17 protein-coding genes are annotated in these 20,687 nt (G+C 68.4%); 8 read left to right on the top strand and 9 right to left on the bottom strand.

Going from position 1 to position 20,687, the window contains the following annotated elements:
* Positions 1–3 precede the first annotated feature (3 nt).
* On the top strand, positions 4–1,248 hold the full coding sequence (locus U5817_RS23740; protein ID WP_169127850.1) for a uracil-xanthine permease family protein: 1,245 nt from the start codon (positions 4–6) through the stop codon (positions 1,246–1,248).
* On the opposite strand, the gene U5817_RS23735 is transcribed toward U5817_RS23740, so the two are convergent.
* The 3 genes from U5817_RS23735 to U5817_RS23725 are packed head-to-tail and all read right to left on the bottom strand — an operon-like array spanning position 1,241 to position 2,256.
* Complete coding sequence (locus U5817_RS23735; protein WP_407279043.1) at positions 1,241–1,558, bottom strand: YqjK-like family protein; 318 nt, start codon at positions 1,556–1,558, stop codon at positions 1,241–1,243. The genes U5817_RS23740 and U5817_RS23735 overlap by 8 nt on opposite strands.
* Positions 1,555–1,941: a phage holin family protein gene (locus U5817_RS23730; RefSeq protein ID WP_407279042.1), complete on the bottom strand. Its 387-nt coding sequence runs from the start codon at positions 1,939–1,941 to the stop codon at positions 1,555–1,557. Before U5817_RS23730 ends, U5817_RS23735 begins: the two co-directional genes overlap by 4 nt.
* Before the next feature lie 3 nt (positions 1,942–1,944).
* A complete protein-coding gene (locus tag U5817_RS23725; protein WP_169127856.1) occupies positions 1,945–2,256 on the bottom strand; it encodes a YqjD family protein in 312 nt (103 codons plus the stop codon).
* Between the two features lie 79 nt (positions 2,257–2,335).
* Here U5817_RS23725 and U5817_RS23720 point away from each other — a divergent pair, with 79 nt between their 5' ends.
* Entirely contained in the window at positions 2,336–4,390 is a 2,055-nt protein-coding gene (locus U5817_RS23720) for a tetratricopeptide repeat protein (protein WP_407279041.1), read from the top strand.
* A 66-nt stretch (positions 4,391–4,456) separates the two neighbouring features.
* Here the strand turns inward: U5817_RS23720 and U5817_RS23715 are convergent, their stop codons facing one another.
* Positions 4,457–5,773, bottom strand: a complete 1,317-nt coding sequence (locus U5817_RS23715; RefSeq protein WP_407279040.1) for a tetratricopeptide repeat protein — start codon at positions 5,771–5,773, stop codon at positions 4,457–4,459.
* A 122-nt stretch (positions 5,774–5,895) separates the two neighbouring features.
* Between U5817_RS23715 and U5817_RS23710 the strand changes: the two genes are divergently transcribed.
* The gene (locus tag U5817_RS23710) at positions 5,896–6,951 is read left to right on the top strand and encodes a GlxA family transcriptional regulator (RefSeq protein WP_407279039.1); all 1,056 of its coding nucleotides are present in this window, start codon (positions 5,896–5,898) and stop codon (positions 6,949–6,951) included.
* Between the two features lie 16 nt (positions 6,952–6,967).
* Here U5817_RS23710 and U5817_RS23705 read toward each other — a convergent pair whose 3' ends face one another.
* The gene (locus U5817_RS23705; protein WP_169127864.1) at positions 6,968–7,750 is read right to left on the bottom strand and encodes an exodeoxyribonuclease III; all 783 of its coding nucleotides are present in this window, start codon (positions 7,748–7,750) and stop codon (positions 6,968–6,970) included.
* A gap of 23 nt (positions 7,751–7,773) precedes the next feature.
* Here U5817_RS23705 and pyrE point away from each other — a divergent pair, with 23 nt between their 5' ends.
* From pyrE to U5817_RS23685, 4 genes are all read left to right on the top strand, one after another.
* Complete coding sequence (pyrE, locus tag U5817_RS23700) at positions 7,774–8,430, top strand: orotate phosphoribosyltransferase (RefSeq protein WP_211162183.1); 657 nt, start codon at positions 7,774–7,776, stop codon at positions 8,428–8,430.
* Positions 8,408–9,037, top strand: coding sequence for a hypothetical protein (locus U5817_RS23695; protein ID WP_407279038.1), 630 nt, complete (start codon positions 8,408–8,410; stop codon positions 9,035–9,037). The genes pyrE and U5817_RS23695 overlap by 23 nt, the downstream gene beginning before the upstream one ends.
* 116 nt (positions 9,038–9,153) lie before the next feature.
* Positions 9,154–11,229: a molybdopterin-dependent oxidoreductase gene (locus U5817_RS23690; protein WP_407279037.1), complete on the top strand. Its 2,076-nt coding sequence runs from the start codon at positions 9,154–9,156 to the stop codon at positions 11,227–11,229.
* Positions 11,226–12,008 carry an NAD-dependent deacylase gene (locus U5817_RS23685; protein ID WP_407279036.1) on the top strand — a complete coding sequence of 261 codons (783 nt, stop codon included), beginning with the start codon at positions 11,226–11,228 and terminating at the stop codon, positions 12,006–12,008. The genes U5817_RS23690 and U5817_RS23685 overlap by 4 nt, the downstream gene beginning before the upstream one ends.
* A 32-nt stretch (positions 12,009–12,040) precedes the next feature.
* Here U5817_RS23685 and U5817_RS23680 read toward each other — a convergent pair whose 3' ends face one another.
* From U5817_RS23680 to U5817_RS23670, 3 genes are all read right to left on the bottom strand, one after another.
* Positions 12,041–12,829 carry a DUF5602 domain-containing protein gene (locus tag U5817_RS23680; RefSeq protein ID WP_407279035.1) on the bottom strand — a complete coding sequence of 263 codons (789 nt, stop codon included), beginning with the start codon at positions 12,827–12,829 and terminating at the stop codon, positions 12,041–12,043.
* A 144-nt stretch (positions 12,830–12,973) separates the two neighbouring features.
* A complete protein-coding gene (locus U5817_RS23675; RefSeq protein ID WP_169127874.1) occupies positions 12,974–14,389 on the bottom strand; it encodes a TonB-dependent receptor in 1,416 nt (471 codons plus the stop codon).
* Between the two features lie 196 nt (positions 14,390–14,585).
* A complete protein-coding gene (locus U5817_RS23670; RefSeq protein WP_407279034.1) occupies positions 14,586–16,394 on the bottom strand; it encodes an ABC transporter transmembrane domain-containing protein in 1,809 nt (602 codons plus the stop codon).
* Between the two features lie 5 nt (positions 16,395–16,399).
* On the opposite strand from U5817_RS23670, the gene U5817_RS23665 reads away from it, so the two are divergent.
* Positions 16,400–16,537 carry a Txe/YoeB family addiction module toxin gene (locus U5817_RS23665; RefSeq protein ID WP_407281127.1) on the top strand — a complete coding sequence of 46 codons (138 nt, stop codon included), beginning with the start codon at positions 16,400–16,402 and terminating at the stop codon, positions 16,535–16,537.
* 122 nt (positions 16,538–16,659) lie between these two features.
* Here the strand turns inward: U5817_RS23665 and U5817_RS23660 are convergent, their stop codons facing one another.
* Entirely contained in the window at positions 16,660–20,547 is a 3,888-nt protein-coding gene (locus U5817_RS23660; RefSeq protein ID WP_407279033.1) for a DUF3683 domain-containing protein, read from the bottom strand.
* Positions 20,548–20,687: the final 140 nt, after the last annotated feature.

The following is a 20,687-nucleotide window of genomic DNA, read 5'->3' as shown; positions in this document are numbered from 1 at the left end:
CCCATGCGCGAACTCCCGATCGAGGGCGCCGAGCCGCTGTGGCGGCAGGCGATTTCCGGTGCCCAGATTCTCTTCGTCGCCTTCGGCGCGCTGGTGCTGGTGCCGCTGCTCACCGGGCTCAACCCGAGCATGGCGTTGCTCGGCGCGGGTGTGGGCACGCTGCTGTTCCAGCTCGTCACCGGCCGCCAGGTGCCGATCTTCCTCGGCTCCAGCTTCGCCTTCATCGCGCCGATCATCTACAGCATGCAGACCTGGGGCCTCGCGGCGACGATGGGTGGCATGATCTGCGTGAGCCTCATGTACTTCGTGTTCGCCGGACTGGTGTGGCGCCACGGCGCGGAGATCGTGCATAAGTACATGCCGCCGGTGGTGATCGGCCCGATCATCATGATTATCGGCCTGTCGCTCGCGGCGGTGGCCGTGAATATGGCGATGGGCAGGACCGGCGACGGCAAGGCCGAGCTCGTGCCCTACACGACGGCGATGCTGATCGCCGTGGCCTCCTTCGGCACCACCGTCGTCGTCGCGGTGTGGGCGCGCGGCTTCCTCAAGCTGGTGCCCATTCTCGCCGGCGTGCTGGTCGGCTACATGCTCTCGGCGATGCTGGGCCTGGTCGATTTCGGCAAGATCGCCGCCGCGCCCTGGCTCGCGCTGCCGCAATTCACCGCGCCTAGCTTCGAGTGGGCGGCGATCCTGTTCCTGTTGCCGGTCGCGCTCGCGCCGGCGATCGAGCACGTCGGCGACATCGTCGCCATCGGCGGCGTCACCGGCAAGGACTACACCGAGAGCCCCGGCCTGCACCGCACGCTCGCCGGCGACGGGCTGGCGGTCGCCTTCGCCGGCCTGATCGGCGGCCCGCCGGTGACGACCTACTCGGAAGTGACCGGCGCCGTGACGCTCACGCGCAACTTCAACCCGGCGATCATGACCTGGGCGGCGGTGCTTGCGATCGTGATGGCCTTCTTCGGCAAGTTCAACGCGATCCTGCAGTCGATCCCGGTTCCGGTGATGGGCGGCATCATGATGCTGCTGTTCGGCTCGGTCGCGAGCATCGGCCTGAAGACGCTGATCGCCGCGCGCGTAGACCTCGAAGAGCCGCGCAACCTCGTGATCGTCTCCTCGGTGCTGGTGTTCGGCATCGGCGGGCTCGCGCTCAAGCTCGACGGCGTCGCGCTGCAGGGCGTGAGCCTGTGCGGCGTCGCGGCGGTGCTGCTGAACTTCGTGCTGCCGAAGAAGCGCCTCAGCTAGCGAAGCGGCGCAGGAAGCCGATCAGCGGATCGAGGCCACGCCCGAGCTTGCGGTAGAGCATCCAGCCGAACCAGGCGCGGCGCGCGACGCGCAGCACCAGGCGCGGCCGCAGGAGCACGACCGCGAACGCCACGGCCGACAGCAGCGGCACATGCTCGCGCAGACCCTGCGCGCGGTCGCGGGCGCGGTCGACCGCGTCGAGCACCCACTCGATGCGTTCCAGCCCGGCGACGAGCGTCTCGCGCTGCCGTTCGGCGTCGAACTGCAGGCGCTGCTTCTTCAGCGCCAGCTCGAGCAGCCGCGGATTCATTCGCGTGGCCGCAAGGCTTCACGATCGCGCGCGAGTTCGCCCAGGCTCGCCGCGAACAGGCGGCTGCCACGCTTCACCTCGCGTGCCGCATTGCTCGCCGCGAGCAAGCCGGCGCCCAGCAGCACGACCGTGCCGAGCCCGAGCGCGAGCAAGCGGTGCTCCTCCCAGAACAGCACGGTCAGGAACACCGCCAGGAACACGACCCCGAAGCCGAGGAACACCGCGCTCAGCACGGTGTTGAAGAGCAGGGCGGTCAGCCGCAGCTTCTCCTCCTGCGCCTCGACGGCGAGCAGTTCCAGCCGCGTCTGCGCGGTGGCGAGCCCGGTATCGAGCAGCCCGCGCAGGCTGCCCGCAAGGCGTCGCTTGTGCTCCTCTTCCGCCACGGCTCAGCGGCGGCCCGACAGCAGGCCCAGCAGGAAGGCCACGCCGGCGGCGATCCCGACCGACTGCCACGGATTCTTGTGCACGTAGTCGTCGGTCGCGTGGGCGACCTTCTTCGCCTGCTCGACGGCCGCGGCCTCCATGTCGGCAATGCGGTCCTTCGCGGCCAGCATGCGATCGTTGAGGCGGCTGCGGACCTCGCTCAGCTTGTCGCCTGCCTGCCCGGCGGTCAGCTTCAGAAGTTCCTCGGCGTCGCTCATCACGACCTTGAAGTCGGCAACCAGTTTGTCGCGGGAAACATCTGCGTTATTAGTCATCTTGCACCCCCGTTTCTGCTCTGAACATGACATGCGCGCGAACGCGCGGGTTGGAAGGTCAGGCTAGCCCCAATCCCGGATGAAGGCAACTGCGGATTGCCGGATGCGTGACGATTTAACGCATCGGCATAATGCGTGCCGTGGCGCGGCTTATGGTAGCCTCGCCCCTTTCGCGAGGATGCCCCCGATGACCGGCCGAAACGACCCCTGTCCCTGCGGCAGCGGGAAGAAGTTCAAGAAATGCTGCCAGAATCGCGCGGCGGGTCCGGTCACGAACACCGCGAACGCCCGTCCCGCTTCGGCCCGGCTCCTCGACGCCGTCGCGCTGCACCAGGCAGGACATCTCGACGCGGCGGAACAGGCCTACCGTGCAATCCTCGTTTCCTCGCCAGGCGACTGCGATGCGCTGCATTACCTCGGGATGATCGCGTTCCAGCGGCAGCGGTATGCGGAATCCGTCGCACTCATCGAGCAGGCCATCGCCCGCAACCCCCGCACACCCGCCTTCCACTGCAACCTTGGCAACGCGCTCATGCGCCTGGGGCGCTTCGGTGACGCGGAACGAGCCTACCGCGAGGCCTGCACGCTCGATCCCGGTTTTGCAGCGGCGCTCCTCGGGCTCGCGAACGCCTGCATCTCGACGGGACGGTCCGCAGAGGCCCTGCCCGCCGCGCGCAAGGCGACGGAGGCAGCGCCGAACATGTTTCCGGCGTGGGTCGCGCTCGGTGACGCAAGCTACAACGTGGAGAACATCGACGAGGCCGAGCACAGCTACCGGCTGGCGCTCGGCGTGCACCGCGACCCCCGCGTGCTGACCAAGCTCGCCGTCATCGTGACGCGCTTCGGCAGGGTGCGGGAGGCCGAGACCTTGATCGAGGAAGCGCTGCGCCTGGACCCCGGCTTCGAGCCCGCCTGGTGGTCGCGGCTCATGAACCTGAACTACCTCTCCACCGATTTGCAGGCGATGAGCGCCGTTCACCGCGAGTGGGCCAGGCGCTTCGTCCCGCAGGACACGCCGGCCTCGCCGTCGGCCGGTCTGGCCTGGGACGGGAGTCGCAAGCTGCGCGTGGGCTATCTTTCGGCCGACTTCCGGCGGCACGCGCTGCGTTTTTTCGTTCGCCCTATCCTGCGCCACCACGACCGATCCCGTTTCGAGATCCACTGCTATTCGAACTCCCCGATCGAGGATGAAGTGACGGTGGAACTGAAGGGCATGGTCGATCATTGGGTCGACTGCCATTCGATGTCGGATGAAGAGCTTGCAGGAAGAATACGCGCGGACGGCATCGACCTGCTTGTCGACATGACCGGCCATAGCCACGGAAAACGCCTGAAGGCGCTGGCCACCCGCCCGGCGCCAGTTCAGGCCACGATGCTCGGCTATCTCAACACGACGGGCCTGCAAGCCATCGACTACCGCTTCGGCGACCGCTTCACCTGTCCGCCGGGGCTCGACCAATACGGCACCGAAAAACTGGTGCGCCTGCCAGCGTGTCAATGGTGCTACGAACCGGATGACGAGCAGCCGCAGGTCGGACCTTCGCCCGCACAGAAGAACGGCTATCTCACGTTCGGCAGCTTCCACAACCTGGCGAAGCTGACGCTGGCCCAGCTCGATCTTTTTGCCGACATCCTGGCGGCGGTGCCCGATGCTCGCCTGCTGATGGTCGTATGGGGAGCGGCGCCGCGCCAGGACCTCGAGCGCCACTTCGCCGGCCGCGGGCTCGCCGCCCGGGTCGCCTTCGCCGATCCGGCCGCCCATCGCAGCTACCTGACGTTCTACGACCGCATAGACGTCGGCCTTGACTCCTTCCCGTACGCCGGTGGCACGACGACGCTGGAGTCCGTCTGGATGGGGGTTCCCGTTCTGACCATGAGGGGACCGACCCAGACGAGCAACGGCGGCGTTTCGATCAATTCCAACCTCGGACTGGAGCGGTTCATCGCGGACGGGCCGGACGAGTTCGTCGCGAAGGGGAAAGCGATCGCCACCGACGTGGATGCGCTGGCAGGGCTGCGTTCCTCGCTGCGGGCGAGGCTTCGCGCATCGCCCATCATGGATGGGCCTGCCTACGTGCGGGCGCTGGAAGCCGCCTACGCCGATATCATGCGATCCGTGTCCGGACGGGAGTAAGTCCGCCAAGTCCGCCCGCGGGCCGCGCCGTCGCAGCGAACGCCGCCGCGGCCGGCGCGGGACGGCTCAGCGGGGCAGGCGCGCGACGAGCCGGCGGTTGATCGCGCTGTCCGGCTTGCGCGCGAGGCGTTCGTTGATCAGCGCGCGGGCGAGAGGGGCGCGCCCGCCGCGCAGCGCCGCCTCGACCAGCGCGAGGTCGATCAGGTCGCGCTGCGCGTGGCTGCCGCCGAAGCGGTGGGCGATCGGGCGGACCGTGCGCAGCGTCTCGATCGCCGCCTCGTACCGGCCGGCGGCGAGGTCGGCGAAGGCGCGCAGCAGGGGTTCGCCGACCGCGGTCCCGAGGGCGGCGTGGTCGCCGATCTTCGCCGCGTCGAGATGACGCTGCGCAGCCATCCAGTCGCCCGCCGACGCATCCTGGCCCGCGCCGAGCCAGGCCATCATCGCGTGCAGGTCGTTGAAGGAATACAGCCCCGGCCGTGCCGACGTGCGCCAGCAGTCCGCGACGCTCGCCCAGCGCGCGGCGACGTCGATGCCGGCGAACTGCAGCCGGCACAGCAGCGCGGAAGCGTCGATGAGGTCCAGCATCAGCGCCGAGCGCGGTCCGTGGATCGGGCCGTCGAAGAGTGCGAGCGCCTCGTCGATCTCGTCGCGGTCGAGGTGGAACATCGCGAGGTGCCACCAATTATGCACGGCGAAGAAGTTGTCCTCGGCCCAGTGCGGTTGGCGCTCGCGCATCCATGCGATGCCGTCGGCGCTCCGTCCCTCCATCTCGATCACATGGGCGACCGCGTGGTGGGCCCACGAGTCGCCCGGTTCGAGCTCCAGCGCCCGCCGCCCCTGCGCCTCCGCACGGCGGTAGTCACCGGTCTCCTCACAGCCGAACGCGTGCATGCCTAGCAGCGCGTGGTAGCCGGGCAGGGACGCGTCCCACGTCGGCAGCGCGCGCGCGATGCGGTCGCGCAGCATGCGCGAGTCGCCGCGGTAGAAGTCGACGAGATGCCCCGCCTGCAGCGCGAGGATGTCGCGTGGCCACTCGATCGCCAGGTCCTCCAGTACGCGCCCGGCCGCTTCCCAGCGTCCGCCGGCGAAGTGCGCGATCGCGTCGAGGTGCGCCTGCTCGCGGCGGTTCGGCGCACAGGCCGCCGCCTTCGCCGCATCGTCACGCGCCACGGCGAGCCCTTCCGGTTCGGTGCCGAGCAGATGCAGCCAGGCATGCAGCACATGGCCCATCACGAAATCCGGCTGGATCGCCGTCGCTGCGTTGATCGTCGCGACGGGGTCGCCGCGGTAACAGTGGAATTCCTGCAGCGCCCGCGCGTAATGCGCGAGCGCGGAGTCGTCGGTCGCGCTGAGGGGGTTGCCGGCAAGGTCGGTCGTTTTCATGGCGTCTCTCCGTTGGGGTGGTGCACCTTGCGCCGTCGTGGCGGCGGTGTCTGGAATGCATCCTAGGGTGGATGGCCGGTGTGGACTAAGGTGAAAACGGTCACGAACAGGACGATCGCGCCATGCATGCCCCCCGCTGCGGAAACAGTCTGCCCAGAGTCGCCATCCTCGCCTTCCCCGAGACGACCGCCTCGGTGCTGTACGGCATGCACGACCTGTTCCACTCGGCCGGGCGCGACTGGGGCCTGATCGAGCATGGTGCCCCCGGCCTGTCGCTGATGGCGCCGGTGGTTGTGTCGGTGGACGGTGCGCCGCTGACGGTCGGGAACGGCGTGCGCGTGTGCCCGGACTGCCGTCTTGACGCAACGCCGCAGCCGGACCTGGTCTGCATTCCCGAAATCGCGGTGATGCCGAACGACGAGCTGTTGCAGCGCTTCGAGCCCGAGTGCGCGTGGCTGCGGGGGGCCTATGCGGGCGGCGCCGTCATCGCCTCGGCCTGCTCGGGGGCGCTGCTGATGGCGCAGGCGGGGCTGCTCGACGACGAGCCGGCGACGACGCACTGGGCCTTCTGCGGCACGCTGGCCGAGCGCTTCCCCAGGGTGCGGGTGCAGTGCCAGCGCTCGCTGGTGGTCGCCGGCGACGGCCAGCGGCTGGTGATGGCGGGCGGCGGCACGACCTGGCAGGACCTCGCGCTGTACCTGATCGCACGCTTCGCCGGCGTCGAGCCCGCGATGCAGCTCGCGCGCATGAACCTCATCGACTGGCATCACGTCGGCCAGCAGCCCTTCGCGCGCCTTTCGGCCAGCCGGCAGACCGACGATGCGCTGATCGCCCGCGCCCAGGTGTGGGCGGCGACGCATTATGTGGAAGCGGCGCCGGTCGCCGCGATGGCCGAACTCACCGGCCTGTCCGAGCGCGCCTTCGTGCGTCGCTTCCGTCAGGTCACGGGCATGTCGCCGCTCGCGTATGTGCACACGGTGCGCATCGAGGAGGCCAAGCAGATGCTCGAATCGACGCGCCTGCCGGTCGAGGCGATCGCCGAGGAACTCGGCTACGAGGACGCGAGCTTCTTCTCGCGCCTGTTCAAGCGCGAGGTGAAGCTCACGCCGGCGCGCTACCGGCGCAAGTTCGGCGACCTGCGCGAGGTGCTGCGCGAGGCCGCCGGCCACGCGCATTGAGCCCGGGGAGGGGGGCTCAGGCGGACCAGTCGTAGTCGATCGTCAGCGGCGCGTGGTCGGAGAAGCGCTGATCCTTGTAGACGCGGGCTTCGCGCGCGGTCCCGGCGATGCCCGGCGTCGCGAGCTGGTAGTCGAGGCGCCAGCCGACGTTCTTCGCCCAGGCCTGGCCGCGGTTCGACCACCATGTGTAGCAGGCGTCCGTGGTGTCCGGGTACAGGCGGCGATACACGTCCACCCAGCCCTGTTCGTCCTGCACGCGCGTCATCCATGCGCGCTCCTCGGGCAGGAAGCCGGAATTCTTCTGGTTCGACTTCCAGTTCCGGAGGTCGATCTCCTTGTGCGCGATGTTCCAGTCGCCGCAGATCACGACCTCGCGCCCGCTCGCGTACAGCTTCTCCATGTGCGGCAGGAAGCGCTCCATGAAGCCGAACTTGATCTGCTGGCGTTCCTCGGAGCTCGACCCCGAGGGCAGGTACAGCGACACGACCGACAGCTGCCCGAAATCGAGCTGCAGGAAGCGCCCCTCGGCGTCGATGTCGGCGATGCCGAGCCCCTCGATCACGCGGTCCGGCGTGCGTCGCGCATACAGGCCGACGCCGCTGTAGCCCTTCTTTTCCGCGTGGTGGAAGTAGCCGGTGTAGCCGGCGGGTGTGCGCATGGCCTCGCTCAGGTCGCCCGCATGCGCCTTGAGCTCCTGCAGGCAGACGACGTCCGCATCCTGCGCGGGGAGCCAGTCGAGGAAGCCTTTTGTGGTGGCCGAGCGGATGCCGTTGAGGTTTAGGGTGATGATGCGTAACATTCGGCCGGATAACCCAGAACTGGATGCAAAGCGTGGATTTTAGCCGGGATTTCATCGCGCTGGCCTGCGACAAGGGCGTGCTGCGATTCGGGTCCTTCGTGACCAAGGCGGGGCGCAATTCGCCGTACTTCTTCAACGCCGGGCTGTTCGATGACGGCAGCTCGTTCCGCGAGCTGTGCGGCTTCTACGCGCGCGCGATTCTGGCGGCGGGCGTGCCCTGCGACATGCTGTTCGGGCCGGCCTACAAGGGCATCCCGCTGGTCGCCGGCGTGGCGATTCGCCTCGCCGAGCAGGGCGTGAACCTGCCCTTCGCGTTCAACCGCAAGGAAGCCAAGGACCACGGCGAGGGCGGCACCCTGGTCGGTGCGCCGCTCAAGGGCCGTGTGCTGATCCTCGACGACGTGATCTCGGCCGGCACCTCGGTGCGCGAATCGGTCGATATCATTCGCGGCGCGGGTGCCGAGCCGGCCGGCGTCGTCATCGCGCTGGACCGCATGGAGCGCGGCAAGGGCGAGAAATCGGCGGTGCAGGAAGTGCGTGAGTCCTTCGGCATTCCCGTCGTCGCCGTCGCGACGCTCGAGGACCTGATCGGCTACCTGGGCGACAGCCCCGAACTGGCCGCCAACCTCGAGGCCGTGCAGGCCTACCGGAGCACTTATGGCATCGCGACGCAGTCCTGAGCTGCTGGTGGCCCTCCTGCTGGGCCTGACGCTGGCCAACACGGCCGGTGCGAAGGTGTATTGCTGCGAGGACGCCAGCGGGCGGCGCCAGTGCGGCGACGTGCTGCCGCAGGCCTGTTACGGGCGTGCGTACCGCGAGATGGGCCCGCAAGGCACGATCAAGCGCGAGGTTTCCGCGCCCTTGACGGCTGACGAAATCGCACGGCGCAATGCCGCGGAGCAGCAGAAGAAGGATGACGAGACGCGCCAGGCCAAACAGCGCCGCCTCGACCAGGCCTTGCTGGAGACCTATGCGAGCGTCGAGGATCTCGACCGCCGCCGCGACAAGGACGTTGCCGACATCGAGCGCAGCATCGAAGAGGCGCGCAAGCGCGACAAGGAGTTGCGCACCAAACGCCAGCGCTTCGAGAAGGAAGCCGAGTTCCACAAGGGACGCGACCTGCCGCGCGACCTCGCCGCTAACCTGCGCTCGATCGACAGCGAGCTGGCGTCGCAGGGCAAGCTGATCGAGGACAAGACGCGCGAACTCGAAGCGACGCGCGCGCGCTTCGAGGCCGACCGCGCCCGCTACGTGGAACTGAGCAGCGCCGCCGCGAAGCAGCGCTGAACGTGCCGGGTGCCGGCCTTCATCGGCCGGCTCGCGGCGGGCGGGGCGCCGCGATCTCCGCCCCATGATTGCAGGCCGGCGCGCGTCGCGTGGTCCGGCAGGATTCAGGAGTCGTCATGAGCACTGCCGCCAGCAAGGTCGTCCGCGCCGCCTGCCCGCACGACTGTCCCGACACCTGCGCGATGGAGGTCACCGTCGAGGACGGCCGCGCGGTGAAGATCCGCGGCGCCGACGACCTGCCCTTCACCAACGGCGCGCTGTGCACCAAGGTCGCGCACTACCTCGAACGCGTCTACTCCGACCAGCGCCTGCTGCACCCGATGAAGCGCGTCGGCAGGAAGGGCGAGGGGCGCTTCGAGCGCATCTCGTGGGATGAGGCGCTCGATACCATCGCTGCGAAGTTCGCCGCGATCGCCGCCGACGACCCGCGCGCGATCCTGCCCTACAGCTACGCCGGCACGATGGGCCTGGTGCAGGGCGAGAGCATGGACCGCCGCTTCTTCCACCGCCTCGGCGCCTCGCTGCTGGACCGCACGATCTGCGCCTCGGCCGGTGCGGCGGGCTGGAAGGCGACGATGGGCGCCTCGGTCGGCATGGACCCCGAGGCGATCGTCGACGCCAGGCTGATCCTGATCTGGGGCGGCAACCCGGTTGTCTCCAATCTGCACGGCTGGCGCTACATCCTGGAGGCGAAGCGGCGCGGCGCGAAGCTCGTGTGCATCGACCCGTGGCGTTCGCAGACGGCGGAGAAGTGCGACCTGCACCTCGCGCCCTGGCCCGGCACCGACGGCGCGCTGGCACTGGCGATGATGCAGGTTCTGATCGCCGATGGCCTCATCGACCGCGACTACATCGACGCCCACACGCTGGGCTTCGATGCGCTGGCCGAACGCGTGAAGACGTGCACGCCGGAATGGGCGGCGCCGCTCACGGGCCTCGCCGCCGATACGATCCGCAGCCTCGCGCGCGAGTACGGCAGCGTGAAACCGGCGGCGATCCGCCTCAACTACGGCCTCAACCGCTGCGCCGGCGGCGCCACGGTGATGCGCAACATCGCTTGCCTGCCGGCGCTCACCGGCGCGTGGCGCCATCCGGCGGGCGGCGCGCTGCTATCGACCTCGGGCAACTTCCCCCTCGACCAGCAGTCGCTGGAACGCCCCGAGCTGTACACCGCCAACCACACGCGTCCGCCGCGCACGATCAACATGTCGACGATCGGCGAGGCGCTCCTCCGCGCGGACGAGCCGCCGATCCGTGCGCTGTACGTGTACAACTCCAACCCCGTCGCGGTCGCCCCGGACGGCACGCGCGTGCGCGAAGGCTTCATGCGAGAGGACCTCTTCTGCGTCGTGCATGAGCTCTTCCAGACCGACACCGCCGACTACGCCGACATCCTGCTGCCCGCCACCAGCCAGCTCGAGCACCGCGACGTGCACAAGGCCTATGGCCACCTCTACGCGCTGACGAACGAGCCGGCGATCGCGCCGCTGGGTGAGGCCAGGCCCAACAGCGAAGTGTTCCGGCTGCTCGCCGCGCGCATGGGCTTCACCGACGCGGTGCTGCGCGAGTCGGACGACGAGATCGCCGCGCAGGCCTTCAAGCGTCGCGACAACCGCGCGCTGGGCCTCGACCCCGAGACGCTGCGCACGCGCGGCTGGGTGCGCCTCAACCTGCCGCGCCCCTTCGCCCCGTTCGCGAAGGGCAACTTCCCGACGCCTTCGGGCAAGTGCGAGTTCTTCTCCGAATCGCTCGCGCAGCGCGGCCTCGACCCGCTGCCGGGCTGGGTGCCGCCGCACGAGTCACCGGTCAGCAACCCCCAACTCGCCGCACGCTATCCGCTGGCGATGATCTCGCCGCCGGCGCGCAACTTCCTCAATACCAGCTTCGCCAACCTGCCGCGCTTCCGCGAGCAGGAAGGCGGGCCGAAGCTCGAGATCCACCCGGACGATGCCGCACGGCGCGGCATCGCCGCGGGCGAGCGCCTGCGCATCTTCAACGACCGTGGCGCCTTCCACGCGCAGGCGGTCGTTACCGAACGCGTGCGGCGCGGCCTCGTCGTGTGCCCTTCGGTGTGGTGGCGCAAGCTCTCGGGCGACGGCGAGAACGCCAACGCCGTCACCTCGCCCGCGCTGACCGACTTCGGTGGCGGACCGACCTTCTACGACTGTCTCGTCGAAGTGGCGAAAGCATGAGCGAAGCCGAAACCCTGGACTGCGTCGCGCAACTGATCGCCGACGCCAGGCGCATCCTGTTCATCACCGGCGCGGGCATCTCGGCCGATTCCGGTCTGCCCACCTACCGCGGCATCGGCGGGCTGTACCACGAGCGCCTCACCGACGAAGGGCTGATGATCGAAGAGGCCCTGTCGGGCGAGATGATGAATCGCCGCCCCGACATCTCGTGGAAGTACATCGCGCAGATCGAGGCCAACTGCCGCGGCGCACAGCCCAACATCGCGCACCGCATCATCGCCGCGCTGGAACACGAGAAGCCGGGCGTCTGGGTGCTCACGCAGAACGTCGATGGGCTGCACCGCGACGCCGGTTCGCGCAACGTCATCGAGATCCACGGCACCGTGCATCACCTGCGTTGCATGGAGTGCAATCACCATCGCAGCGTCAAGGACTACTCCGGCCTGCAGCTGCCGCCGGCGTGCCCGAAGTGCGGCGGCGTGCTGCGGCCCGATGTCGTGCTGTTCGGCGAGATGCTGCCGGAGGCCGGCCTGCACCGGCTGGAGACCCTGATCGCGCACGGCCTCGACCTCGTCGTGTCGATCGGCACCACCAGCGTGTTCCCCTACATCTCGGGGCCGGTGTGGTGGGCGAGGGAGGTCGGCGTGCCCAGTGTCGAGATCAACCCCGGCGAAACCGAAGTCAGCGAGATCGTCTCGCACCGCCTGCGCCTGGGCGCCGCCGAGGCGATGCCGGAGCTGTGGCGCCGGCTGCACCTGGAGCGCCCGCTGGAGGACTGAGCGCGGCGCAGCTGCGCCGGCAGCAGCCTCCGCTAGCGCAGCTCCTCCAGCATCACCGCATAGACTTTTTTCGTGCCGTCGTAGCCGATGCTGTAGCGCGACGGATAGGCGCCGCCCTTGGAGTATTTCGCCGGCCGTGGCACCGGCGCCGAGAACGAGGGTTTCGACCTGAGGAATTCGAGCGATGCCATCGGTTCCAGGAAGGTCAGGCGCTTCTCGTAGTAGCCGTAGATGAAGGTCGCGGCAAACGCTTGCTTCTGGAACTCGGGCGAGCCAGGGTTGATGGCGTGCACGCCCATGCGCGGCACCGCGGTGCCCGGAGGCAGGATGTAGCCCGCGGGCATCAGTTCGGCGGGCGGTTGCTGGCCCGGTTCGGCCGAATCGTTCGGGCCATTGAAACGGACCTTCGACACCTCGTCGCGGCTCACGAGGTAGAAATGGAAGTCGAAATGCGGCACGTCGTAGACCTGCGGCGGAGGATGGCCCATCGATTCCCAATCGATCATGACGTGATCGATGACCGTCTTCGGTCCCTTCGTCGGCATGCTCAAGACGTAGGGAAAATGCGGGCTGGCGCCAGGCGCCGCGACGGGCAGGCCGTCGAGCATGTTCTCGCTGAATACCACGCCGATCGCGGTCACCGCGCCGTCGGCCCCGGTGCGTACCACAGTGTGCGCAGCGCCCTGGCCGATCTTGACCGGCGTGCCTTCATACACCGCCGTCCCGCCGTCGGCGAAGGCGTTCCCCGCCCCGAGCAGGGCGAGCGCGGTCGCGTTGGCAAGGAAAAGGGGCCGCCACGCCCACGCATTTGTCCGCCTCATGATTCGCGCTCCCCCGATCGTTGCCTCGACTCGCTGCGCAGGGCGGTTCGCCATCTCCGCCCGGTCATTCAATCTAGTCGATCGTGGCGCGACTTCCACTGCCGGCGCCCGTCCGCTCACACCGTGGCTGCGGCAGCCCGCGGATCATTCCGTGTCGAAGCCGAGCAGCCGCGATTCGATGATCCGCGCGGCGACCACCGCTGGCACGTCGTGCTCCCATTCGCCGCGACCGCGGCGCAGCGCGGCCAGAACCTCGGTGGCGTCGATGTGCAGGTGGCTCTCGTCGCGCGGTTCGACCGCGATCAGCTTGCGGTTTTCCTTGAGGAAGGCGAGCAGGTGGCCGAGGTTGGCGGGTACCACGACGTTGTCCAGCGTGACGAGCGCCTGCGTGTTGCCGTGGCGCGGGCGCGAGGGATACACGTAGACATACGTGTTGTCGGGGAAGAGCTTGCCGAAGGCTTCGAGGATTCCGCCCTCCAGGCCGTCGTAGTATTTTTCGTCGAACAGGAAGTCGAAGTCGCGTACCGACAGCACGATGCCGATAGGCTTCTGCGTGTAGCGGCGCAGGTAGGCGCGCAGGCGGAAGAAGCGCACGTAGTCCGAGACCATCACCGTGCAGCCCTGCGACGCGAGCAGGTCGATGCGCGCGAGGAAGTCCGCGCCGTCCACGTTGTCCCCGCTCACGAGCGAGTTCATCGTGATCTCGGCGAGTGACAGGATCTCATTCTCATCCACCGCCGCGAGCTGGCTGAACTGCTTGAGGGCCGCGGACATCATGTCGACGTTCACCAGCGTCACCGGCTTGAAGCTGCCGCGAATGACCGTCACCGGCTTGCGATAGAACAACTCTCCCGGTACCACCACCTCGCCCGCCGGATTGAACACCACCGCCCGGGTGAGCCATGCGCGGATCAGGTGCAGGTTCATCAGGCGGTTCTCGACTTCCTCGAAGTAGGGGCCGGAGAAGTGGATGAGGTCGACCTCGATGCGGTCGGAGCCGAGTCCGTCCGCCAGTCCCTCGACGACCCATTCGGGGTGCTGGTGATGGAGGAAGGCGCCGTGGATCAGGTTCACGCCGAGGATGCCGAGCGCTTCCGACTGCAGCGCATTGTCGTTGTCGAGCATGCGCACGTGCATGATCACGTCGCTGGGCATGGCGCCCGGATGCAGTTGCAGGCGGATGCCGACCCAGCCGTGGCATTCGTTCTTCTGCTTGAAGCTGCGGGCGGTCACGGTCGCAGCGTAGGCGAAGAAGGTCGTGTTCTTCGCCCGCAGATGGGCGAGCCGGTCGACGACCTGGGTGAATTCCTTCTCCAGCATCTGCAGCAGCCGCGCCCGGCTCACGTAGCGGTCGACGTGCCCGTAGATGTCGTCGCTCACCGCCATGTCGTAGGCCGACATGGTCTTCGCGATGGTGCCGGCGGCGGCCCCGACGGAGAAGAAGCGCCGGGCCACTTCCTGGCCGGCGCCGATCTCGACGATCGAGCCGTACTTGTACTTGTCGAGGTTGATCGCGAGGGCCTTCTGGTCGGTGGTGAGCGTGTTGTCGCGCTTGCGCATGGCGTCTCCGTGGAACTCGCCGGGGCGGGAGTCGGCGGCTGCTCGACGCCCCCGGGGCAAAGGTCAGAGTCTACACCCGCCAAGCTACGCGCTTGTCGTAGCGCGCACGCTTGCGGGCATCGCGCCGGTCGTCGGGGGGAGGGACAGTGACTGCGGGGCGGCGCGCGGGCCGGGCGCATGGCCGTGGCCCCGCGGCTCACATGGCGAGCTGCAGCGCCGCCAGACGCGCATAAAGTCCGCCCTGGCGGCGGAGATCGGCCGGGGTGCCGGTTTCCACGACACGCCCCTGATCGAGCACGACGATGCGGTCGACCCTCTGCACGGTGGCGAGGCGATGGGCGATGATGAGCGTGGTGCGGCCCTGCATCGCGCTGTGGAGGCCTTGCTGCACGAGGATTTCCGATTCGGCGTCGAGGGCGCTCGTGGCTTCGTCGAGCAGCAACAACGGGGCGCCTTTCAGGATCGCGCGCGCGATGGCGATGCGCTGGCGCTGTCCGCCGGACAGGCGGGTGCCGCGTTCGCCGAGGAAGGTGTCGTAGTCTTCGGGCAGGCGCTCGACGAATTCGTCGACGAGCGCGGCGCGGGCGGCTGCCCGAACTTCGGCGTCGCTCGCCCCGGGGCGGCCGTAGCGGATGTTGTCGAGCGCGCTCGCCGAGAAGATCACCGGTTCCTGCGGGACGATGGCAATGCCGCGGCGCAGGTCGTGCAGGCCGAGTTCGCGGATGTCCTGCCCGTTGAGGCGGATGCGACCGCCGGTCGCGTCGTAGTAGCGCAGTAGGACGAGGAAGAGGCTCGTCTTGCCCGCGCCCGAGGGGCCGACGAGGGCGACGCTTTCGCCCGGTGCGACGTCGAGGCAGATGTCGTCGAGCGCGCGCACGTGCGGGCGGGACGGGTAGCAGAACGTGAGGTGCTCGAAAGTGATCGCGGCCTGCGTCGGGCGGGTCGGCGCCTGCGGGCGGGGCGCTTCGCGGATCGCGCTGTCGGCGTGCAGCAGTTCGAGCAGGCGCTCGGCGGCGCCGGCCGCGCGCATCACGTCGCCCCACACTTCGGCCAGCGTGCCGACGCCGCCGGCGACGAGCACGGCATACAGGAGGAAGGACGCGAGCTGGCCCTGGGTCATGGCGCCGGCGTGCACCTGGCGCACGCCGATCCACAGCACGAAGACGATGGTGCCCATCACCGCGGTGATGATCAGGGCCGTCAGCACGGCGCGCATGCGCGTGCGCCGGATCGCGGTCGCGAAGCTGGTTTCGGTGGCGTCGGCGAAGCGTGCCGCTTCGTGCCGTTCCTGCGTGTACGCCTGCACCGTGGGCATGGCGTTGAGGATTTCGCCGGCGAGCGCCGAGGCGTCGGCGATGCGGTCCTGCGATTCGCGCGACAGCCGCCGCAGCTTGCGGCCGATGGCGAGGATGGGCAGGGTCAGCAGCGCCATCAGGCCGAGGTTCAGCGCGAAGAGGTGGAAGCTCGTGACGGCCAGCATGACCATGCCGCCGACGAACTGGAACAGGCTGCGAAGGCCCATCGACACCGAGCTGCCGACGACGGTCTGGATCAGCGTCGCGTCGCCGCTGAGGCGGGACAGGACCTCGCCGGTCTGCAGGGTCTCGAAGAACTGCGGCGACTGGGTGAGCACGCGCGCATAGACCGCGCTGCGCAGGTCCGCGGTCGCGCGCTCGCCGATCCACGATACGGTGTAGTAGCGCGCCGACACCGCGAGCGCCCAGGCGCCCGCCAGGCCGAAGAGCGCGACGAAATGCCCGTCCAGGCTCAGCCCGGCGAGCAGGCCGTCCGCCGGGCGTGCGGGCGCGCCGAAGCCGAAGTCGATGAGGTCGCGGAACGCCAGCGGCATCAGCAGGATGAGCGCAGAGCCCAGGCACAGCAGGGCGAAGGCGAGCGCCATGCGCGCCCGGTAGGGGCGCAGGAAGGGCCACAGGCCCTTCAGCGCCGGGAGGCGGCCGGGGCTGGAGGCGGGGAAGGCGGTGGGGAGGGGGCTGGTGAGGGCCATGCCCGATTATCGTCCCGCCGGCGGCGCTCAAGTTCAACTTCAGCGGTTACTGGTCGCGGCGCATCGACGACGAGCACCGCGTCATCTACAAGGTCGTCGACGACGAGGTGGTCATCGCGCAGATGCGCGGGCACTACGATTGAGCTCCGGTCGGCTAGTCGGCGCGGGCGAGGGGCCGGTGTTCAGTGGGAGCGGCTTCAGCCGCGAATCGGCGCCCGTTCGCGGCTGAAGCCGCTCCCACGGATAAAATCCCCGAGGGAACGCGTTACAGCAGCACCCGCTCGATACCGCCGTTGTTGGCGCGCTGCACGTACTCCGGCATCCAGTTCTCGCCCAGCACGTGCTTGGCGATCTCGACGACGATGTAGTCCGCTTCCACCCCGCCCGCATCGTTCGCATACCGCGACAGGCCCTGCAGGCAGGACGGGCAGGAAGTCAGGATCTTGACCGGATCGTGGCCGCCGTCGCGCAGCGCGGCCGCACCCTTCTCGATCTCCTGCTGCTTGCGGAAACGCACCTGGGTCGAGATGTCGGGGCGCGCTGCGGCGAGCGTGCCCGACTCGCCGCAGCAGCGGTCGCTCAGATCGACGCGCGTGCCCATCAGCTCGTTGGCGACCTTGATGCCCGAATGCACCTTCATCGGCGTGTGGCAGGGCTCGTGGTACATGTACTTGGTGCCCGTGACCCCCTCCAGCTTCAGGCCCTTCTCCATCAGGTACTCATGGATGTCGAGCAGGCGGCAGCCGGGGAAGATCTTGTCGAACTGGTACTTCAACAGCTGGTCCATGCAGGTGCCGCAGGACACGATCACGGTCTTGATGTCGAGGTAGTTCAGCGTGTTGGCGACGCGGTGGAACAGCACGCGGTTGTCCGTCGTGATCTGCTGGCCCTTGTCGTCCTCGCCCGCCGAGGTCTGCGGGTAGCCGCAGCACAGATACCCGGGCGGCAGCACGGTCGTGGCGCCGACCTGGTAGAGCATCGCCTGCGTCGCGAGGCCGACCTGGCTGAAGAGGCGCTCCGAGCCGCAGCCGGGGAAGTAGAACACGGCTTCCGATTCGTCGCGCTTCACCTGCGGGTTGCGGATCACCGGGATGACCTTGTCGTCCTCGATGTCGAGCAGTGCGCGGCTGGTGCGCTTGGGCAGGTTGCCGGGCATGGGCTTGTTGATGAAGTGGATCACCTGCGCCTTGATCGGCGGCTTGCCCAGCGTCGCGGGCGGCGCCTTCACCTGCGACTGGATCAGGCCCAGCGACTTGCCGATGCGGTGGCCGAGGCGCTGCGCCTTGTAGCCCCACTGGAGCATGCCGGTGCGGATCAGCTTGATCGTCGCCGGATCCTTCGCGGTGAGGAAGGCCATCGCCGCGGCCTTGCCGGGGTTGAAGCTCTTCTTGCCCTGCTTCCTGAGGAGGTTGCGCATCTTGATCGATACGTCGCCGAAGTCGATATCGACCGGACACGGCTTCTCGCACTTGTGGCACACGGTGCAGTGGTCGGCGACGTCCTCGAACTCGGCCCAGTGCGCGAGCGACACGCCTCGCCGCGTCTGCTCCTCGTACAGGAAGGCCTCGATCAGCAGCGAGGTGCTGAGGATCTTGTTGCGCGGGCTGTACAGCAGGTTCGCGCGCGGCACGTGCGTCGAGCACACCGGCTTGCACTTGCCGCAGCGCAGGCAGTCCTTGATGTCGTGCGCGATGTCGCCGATCTCGGTCTGCTCCATGATCAGCGATTCGTGGCCCATCAGGTTGAAGCTGGGCGTGTAGGCGTTGTCGAGGTTTCCGCCCCGCATCAGCTTGCCGCGGTTGAAGCGGCCTTCCGGGTCGACCTTCTGCTTGTACGACCAGAAGTTCGCCATCTCCTCGTCGGTGAGGTAGTCGAGCTTGGTGATGCCGATGCCGTGCTCGCCCGAGATCACGCCGTCGAGCGAACGCGCCAGCGCCATGATGCGGTCGACCGCGCGGTTCGCGGTCTGCAGCATCTCGTAGTGGTCGGAGTTCACCGGGATGTTGGTATGCACGTTGCCGTCGCCGGCGTGCATGTGCAGCGCGACGAAGACGCGCCCGCGCAGCACTTCCTTGTGCACTTCCTCGATGCGCGCGAGCACGGGGCGGAACAGCACGCCGTCGAAGATCTTGTCGAGGCGCGGCTTGAGCTCGGTCTTCCACGAGGTGCGTACCGAGTAGTCCTGCAGGCGGTGGAAGAGCTTCGGATTCGCGGCGCGGTTGGTCAGCTCGCCGGCGTGCACGCCATACTCGCCGAAAGCGGCTTCCGCCTGCGCGAGCGGCAGGTCGAGATTGTCCTGCAGCCACTGCCAGCGCCGGCGCACGCTGGCGACATAGTCGAGCGCGGCCTGGCGGCGGTCGCCGATCAGTTCCTCGGCGGAAAGGTTCGCGTCACCCTGGTGCAGCGGCAGGTCGCCCTGCAGGAATTCGCTCAGCGCGTCGCACAGCTCGAGCTTGTTGTGCGTCGACAGCTCGATGTTGATGCGCTCGATGCCGTCGCAGTAGTCGCCCATGCGCGGCAGCGGGATCACGACGTCCTCGTTCACCTTGAACGCGTTGGTGTGGCGCGAGATCGCCGCGGTGCGCGAGCGGTCGAGCCAGAAGCGCTTCCTCTGCTCGGGACTCACGGCGATGAAGCCTTCGGCGGCGCGCACGTTGCACATGCGCACGACTTCCGAGGCGGCGGCCATCACGGCGGCCTCGTCATGGCCGACGATGTCGCCGATCAGCACCATCTTCGGCCGGCCGTGGCGCTTGGCCTTGGTCGTGTAGCCGACCGCCTTCACGTAGCGTTCGTCGAGGTGCTCGAGGCCGGCGAGCTGCACACCCAGGCGTGCGCCCTCGGCGCCGGGTTTGAACCAGTCGGTGATCTCGACGATCGCCGGCACCGCCTCGCGCACCTGGCCGAAGAATTCGAGGCACACGGTGCGCGTCACCGGCGGCATCTTGTGCAGCACCCAGCGCGCGGCGACGATCAGGCCGTCCGTGCCTTCCTTTTGCACGCCCGGCACGCCGCCGAGGAACTTGTCGGTGACGTCCTTGCCCAGCCCGGTCTTGCGGCACGAGGCGCCCGGCAGCGTCAGGATCTCCTCGCCGAGCAGCGCGTAGTTCGCGGCGTCGAAGCGGCGCAGGCGGAACCGCACGGTCTCCTGCTCGTGGATCTTGCCGAAGTTGTGGTCGAGGCGCTCGACCTCCAGCCAGTTGCCGTCGGGCGTGACCATCTTCCACCACGCCAGGTTGTCGAGCGCGGTGCCCCACAGCACGGCCTTCTTGCCGCCGGCGTTCATCGCGATGTTGCCGCCGATGCACGAGGCGCTCGCGGAGGTCGGGTCGACGGCGAACACGCGGCCTGCCCCGGCGGCGGCTTCGGCCACGCGCTCGGTGACGACGCCCGCGCCAGTGCGGATCGTCATGTAGGACAGGGCCGGATTGCCGCTGCGGTCGGGCAGCAGCATTTCCTCGACCTTGCCGAGGTCGATCAGCTTCTCGGTGTTGATGACCACCGAACGGGCATCGAGCGGCACGGCGCCGCCGGTGTAGCCGGTGCCGCCGCCGCGCGGAATGATCGTGAGCCCGAGCTCGATACAGCTCTTCACGAGCGGCGCCATCTCCTCTTCGGTGTCGGGGTACAGGACCACGAAGGGGTACTCGACGCGCCAGTCGGTGGCGTCGGTGACGTGGGAGACGCGCGCGTGGCCGTCGAAGCAGATGTTGTCGCGCCGCGTGTGGCGCGCCAGCGCCTTCATCGTCTGCCTGCGCAGCGCACCCGTCTCGGTGAAAAAGGCGGCGAAGCGGTCCACCGCGCCGTGTGCGGCTGTGACCAGCCTCGCGACCTTCCCGCTGCGCTCCGGGTCCTCGGTCGCGCTTTCCTCGCGGCGCTTCTCGACTTCGGTCAGGCGGTGGCGCAGCGCCTCGATCAGCGCCTGGCGGCGCTCCGGGTTCCCGAGCAGATCGTCCTGCAGGTAGGGATTGCGCTGCACGACCCAGATGTCGCCCAGCACCTCGTACAGCATGCGCGCCGAGCGGCCGGTGACGCGTTCGTCGCGCAGCGTGTTCAGTATCTGCCACGCGTCGGTGCCGAGCAGGCGGATGACGATCTCGCGGTCGGAGAACGAGGTGTAGTTATATGGAATCTCGCGCAGGCGTTGGGTCATGAGATCTTCCGGTACCGGACGGCAGTGAACCGCAAATTGTAACTTACCGCAGTGCAATATACGCGCGCTTCAAGCCCCTTCGATTCGTAGGGTCTTGATTTTCCAGCGGGTTGGTCCTGTTTTCGGACAGTTTTGCGCGC

Source organism: Aromatoleum evansii (assembly GCF_045689615.1).
Lineage (GTDB): Bacteria > Pseudomonadota > Gammaproteobacteria > Burkholderiales > Rhodocyclaceae > Aromatoleum > Aromatoleum evansii.
Note: the sequence above shows the minus strand (reverse complement) of the source record. Positions and strands in the feature narration are given on the sequence as shown.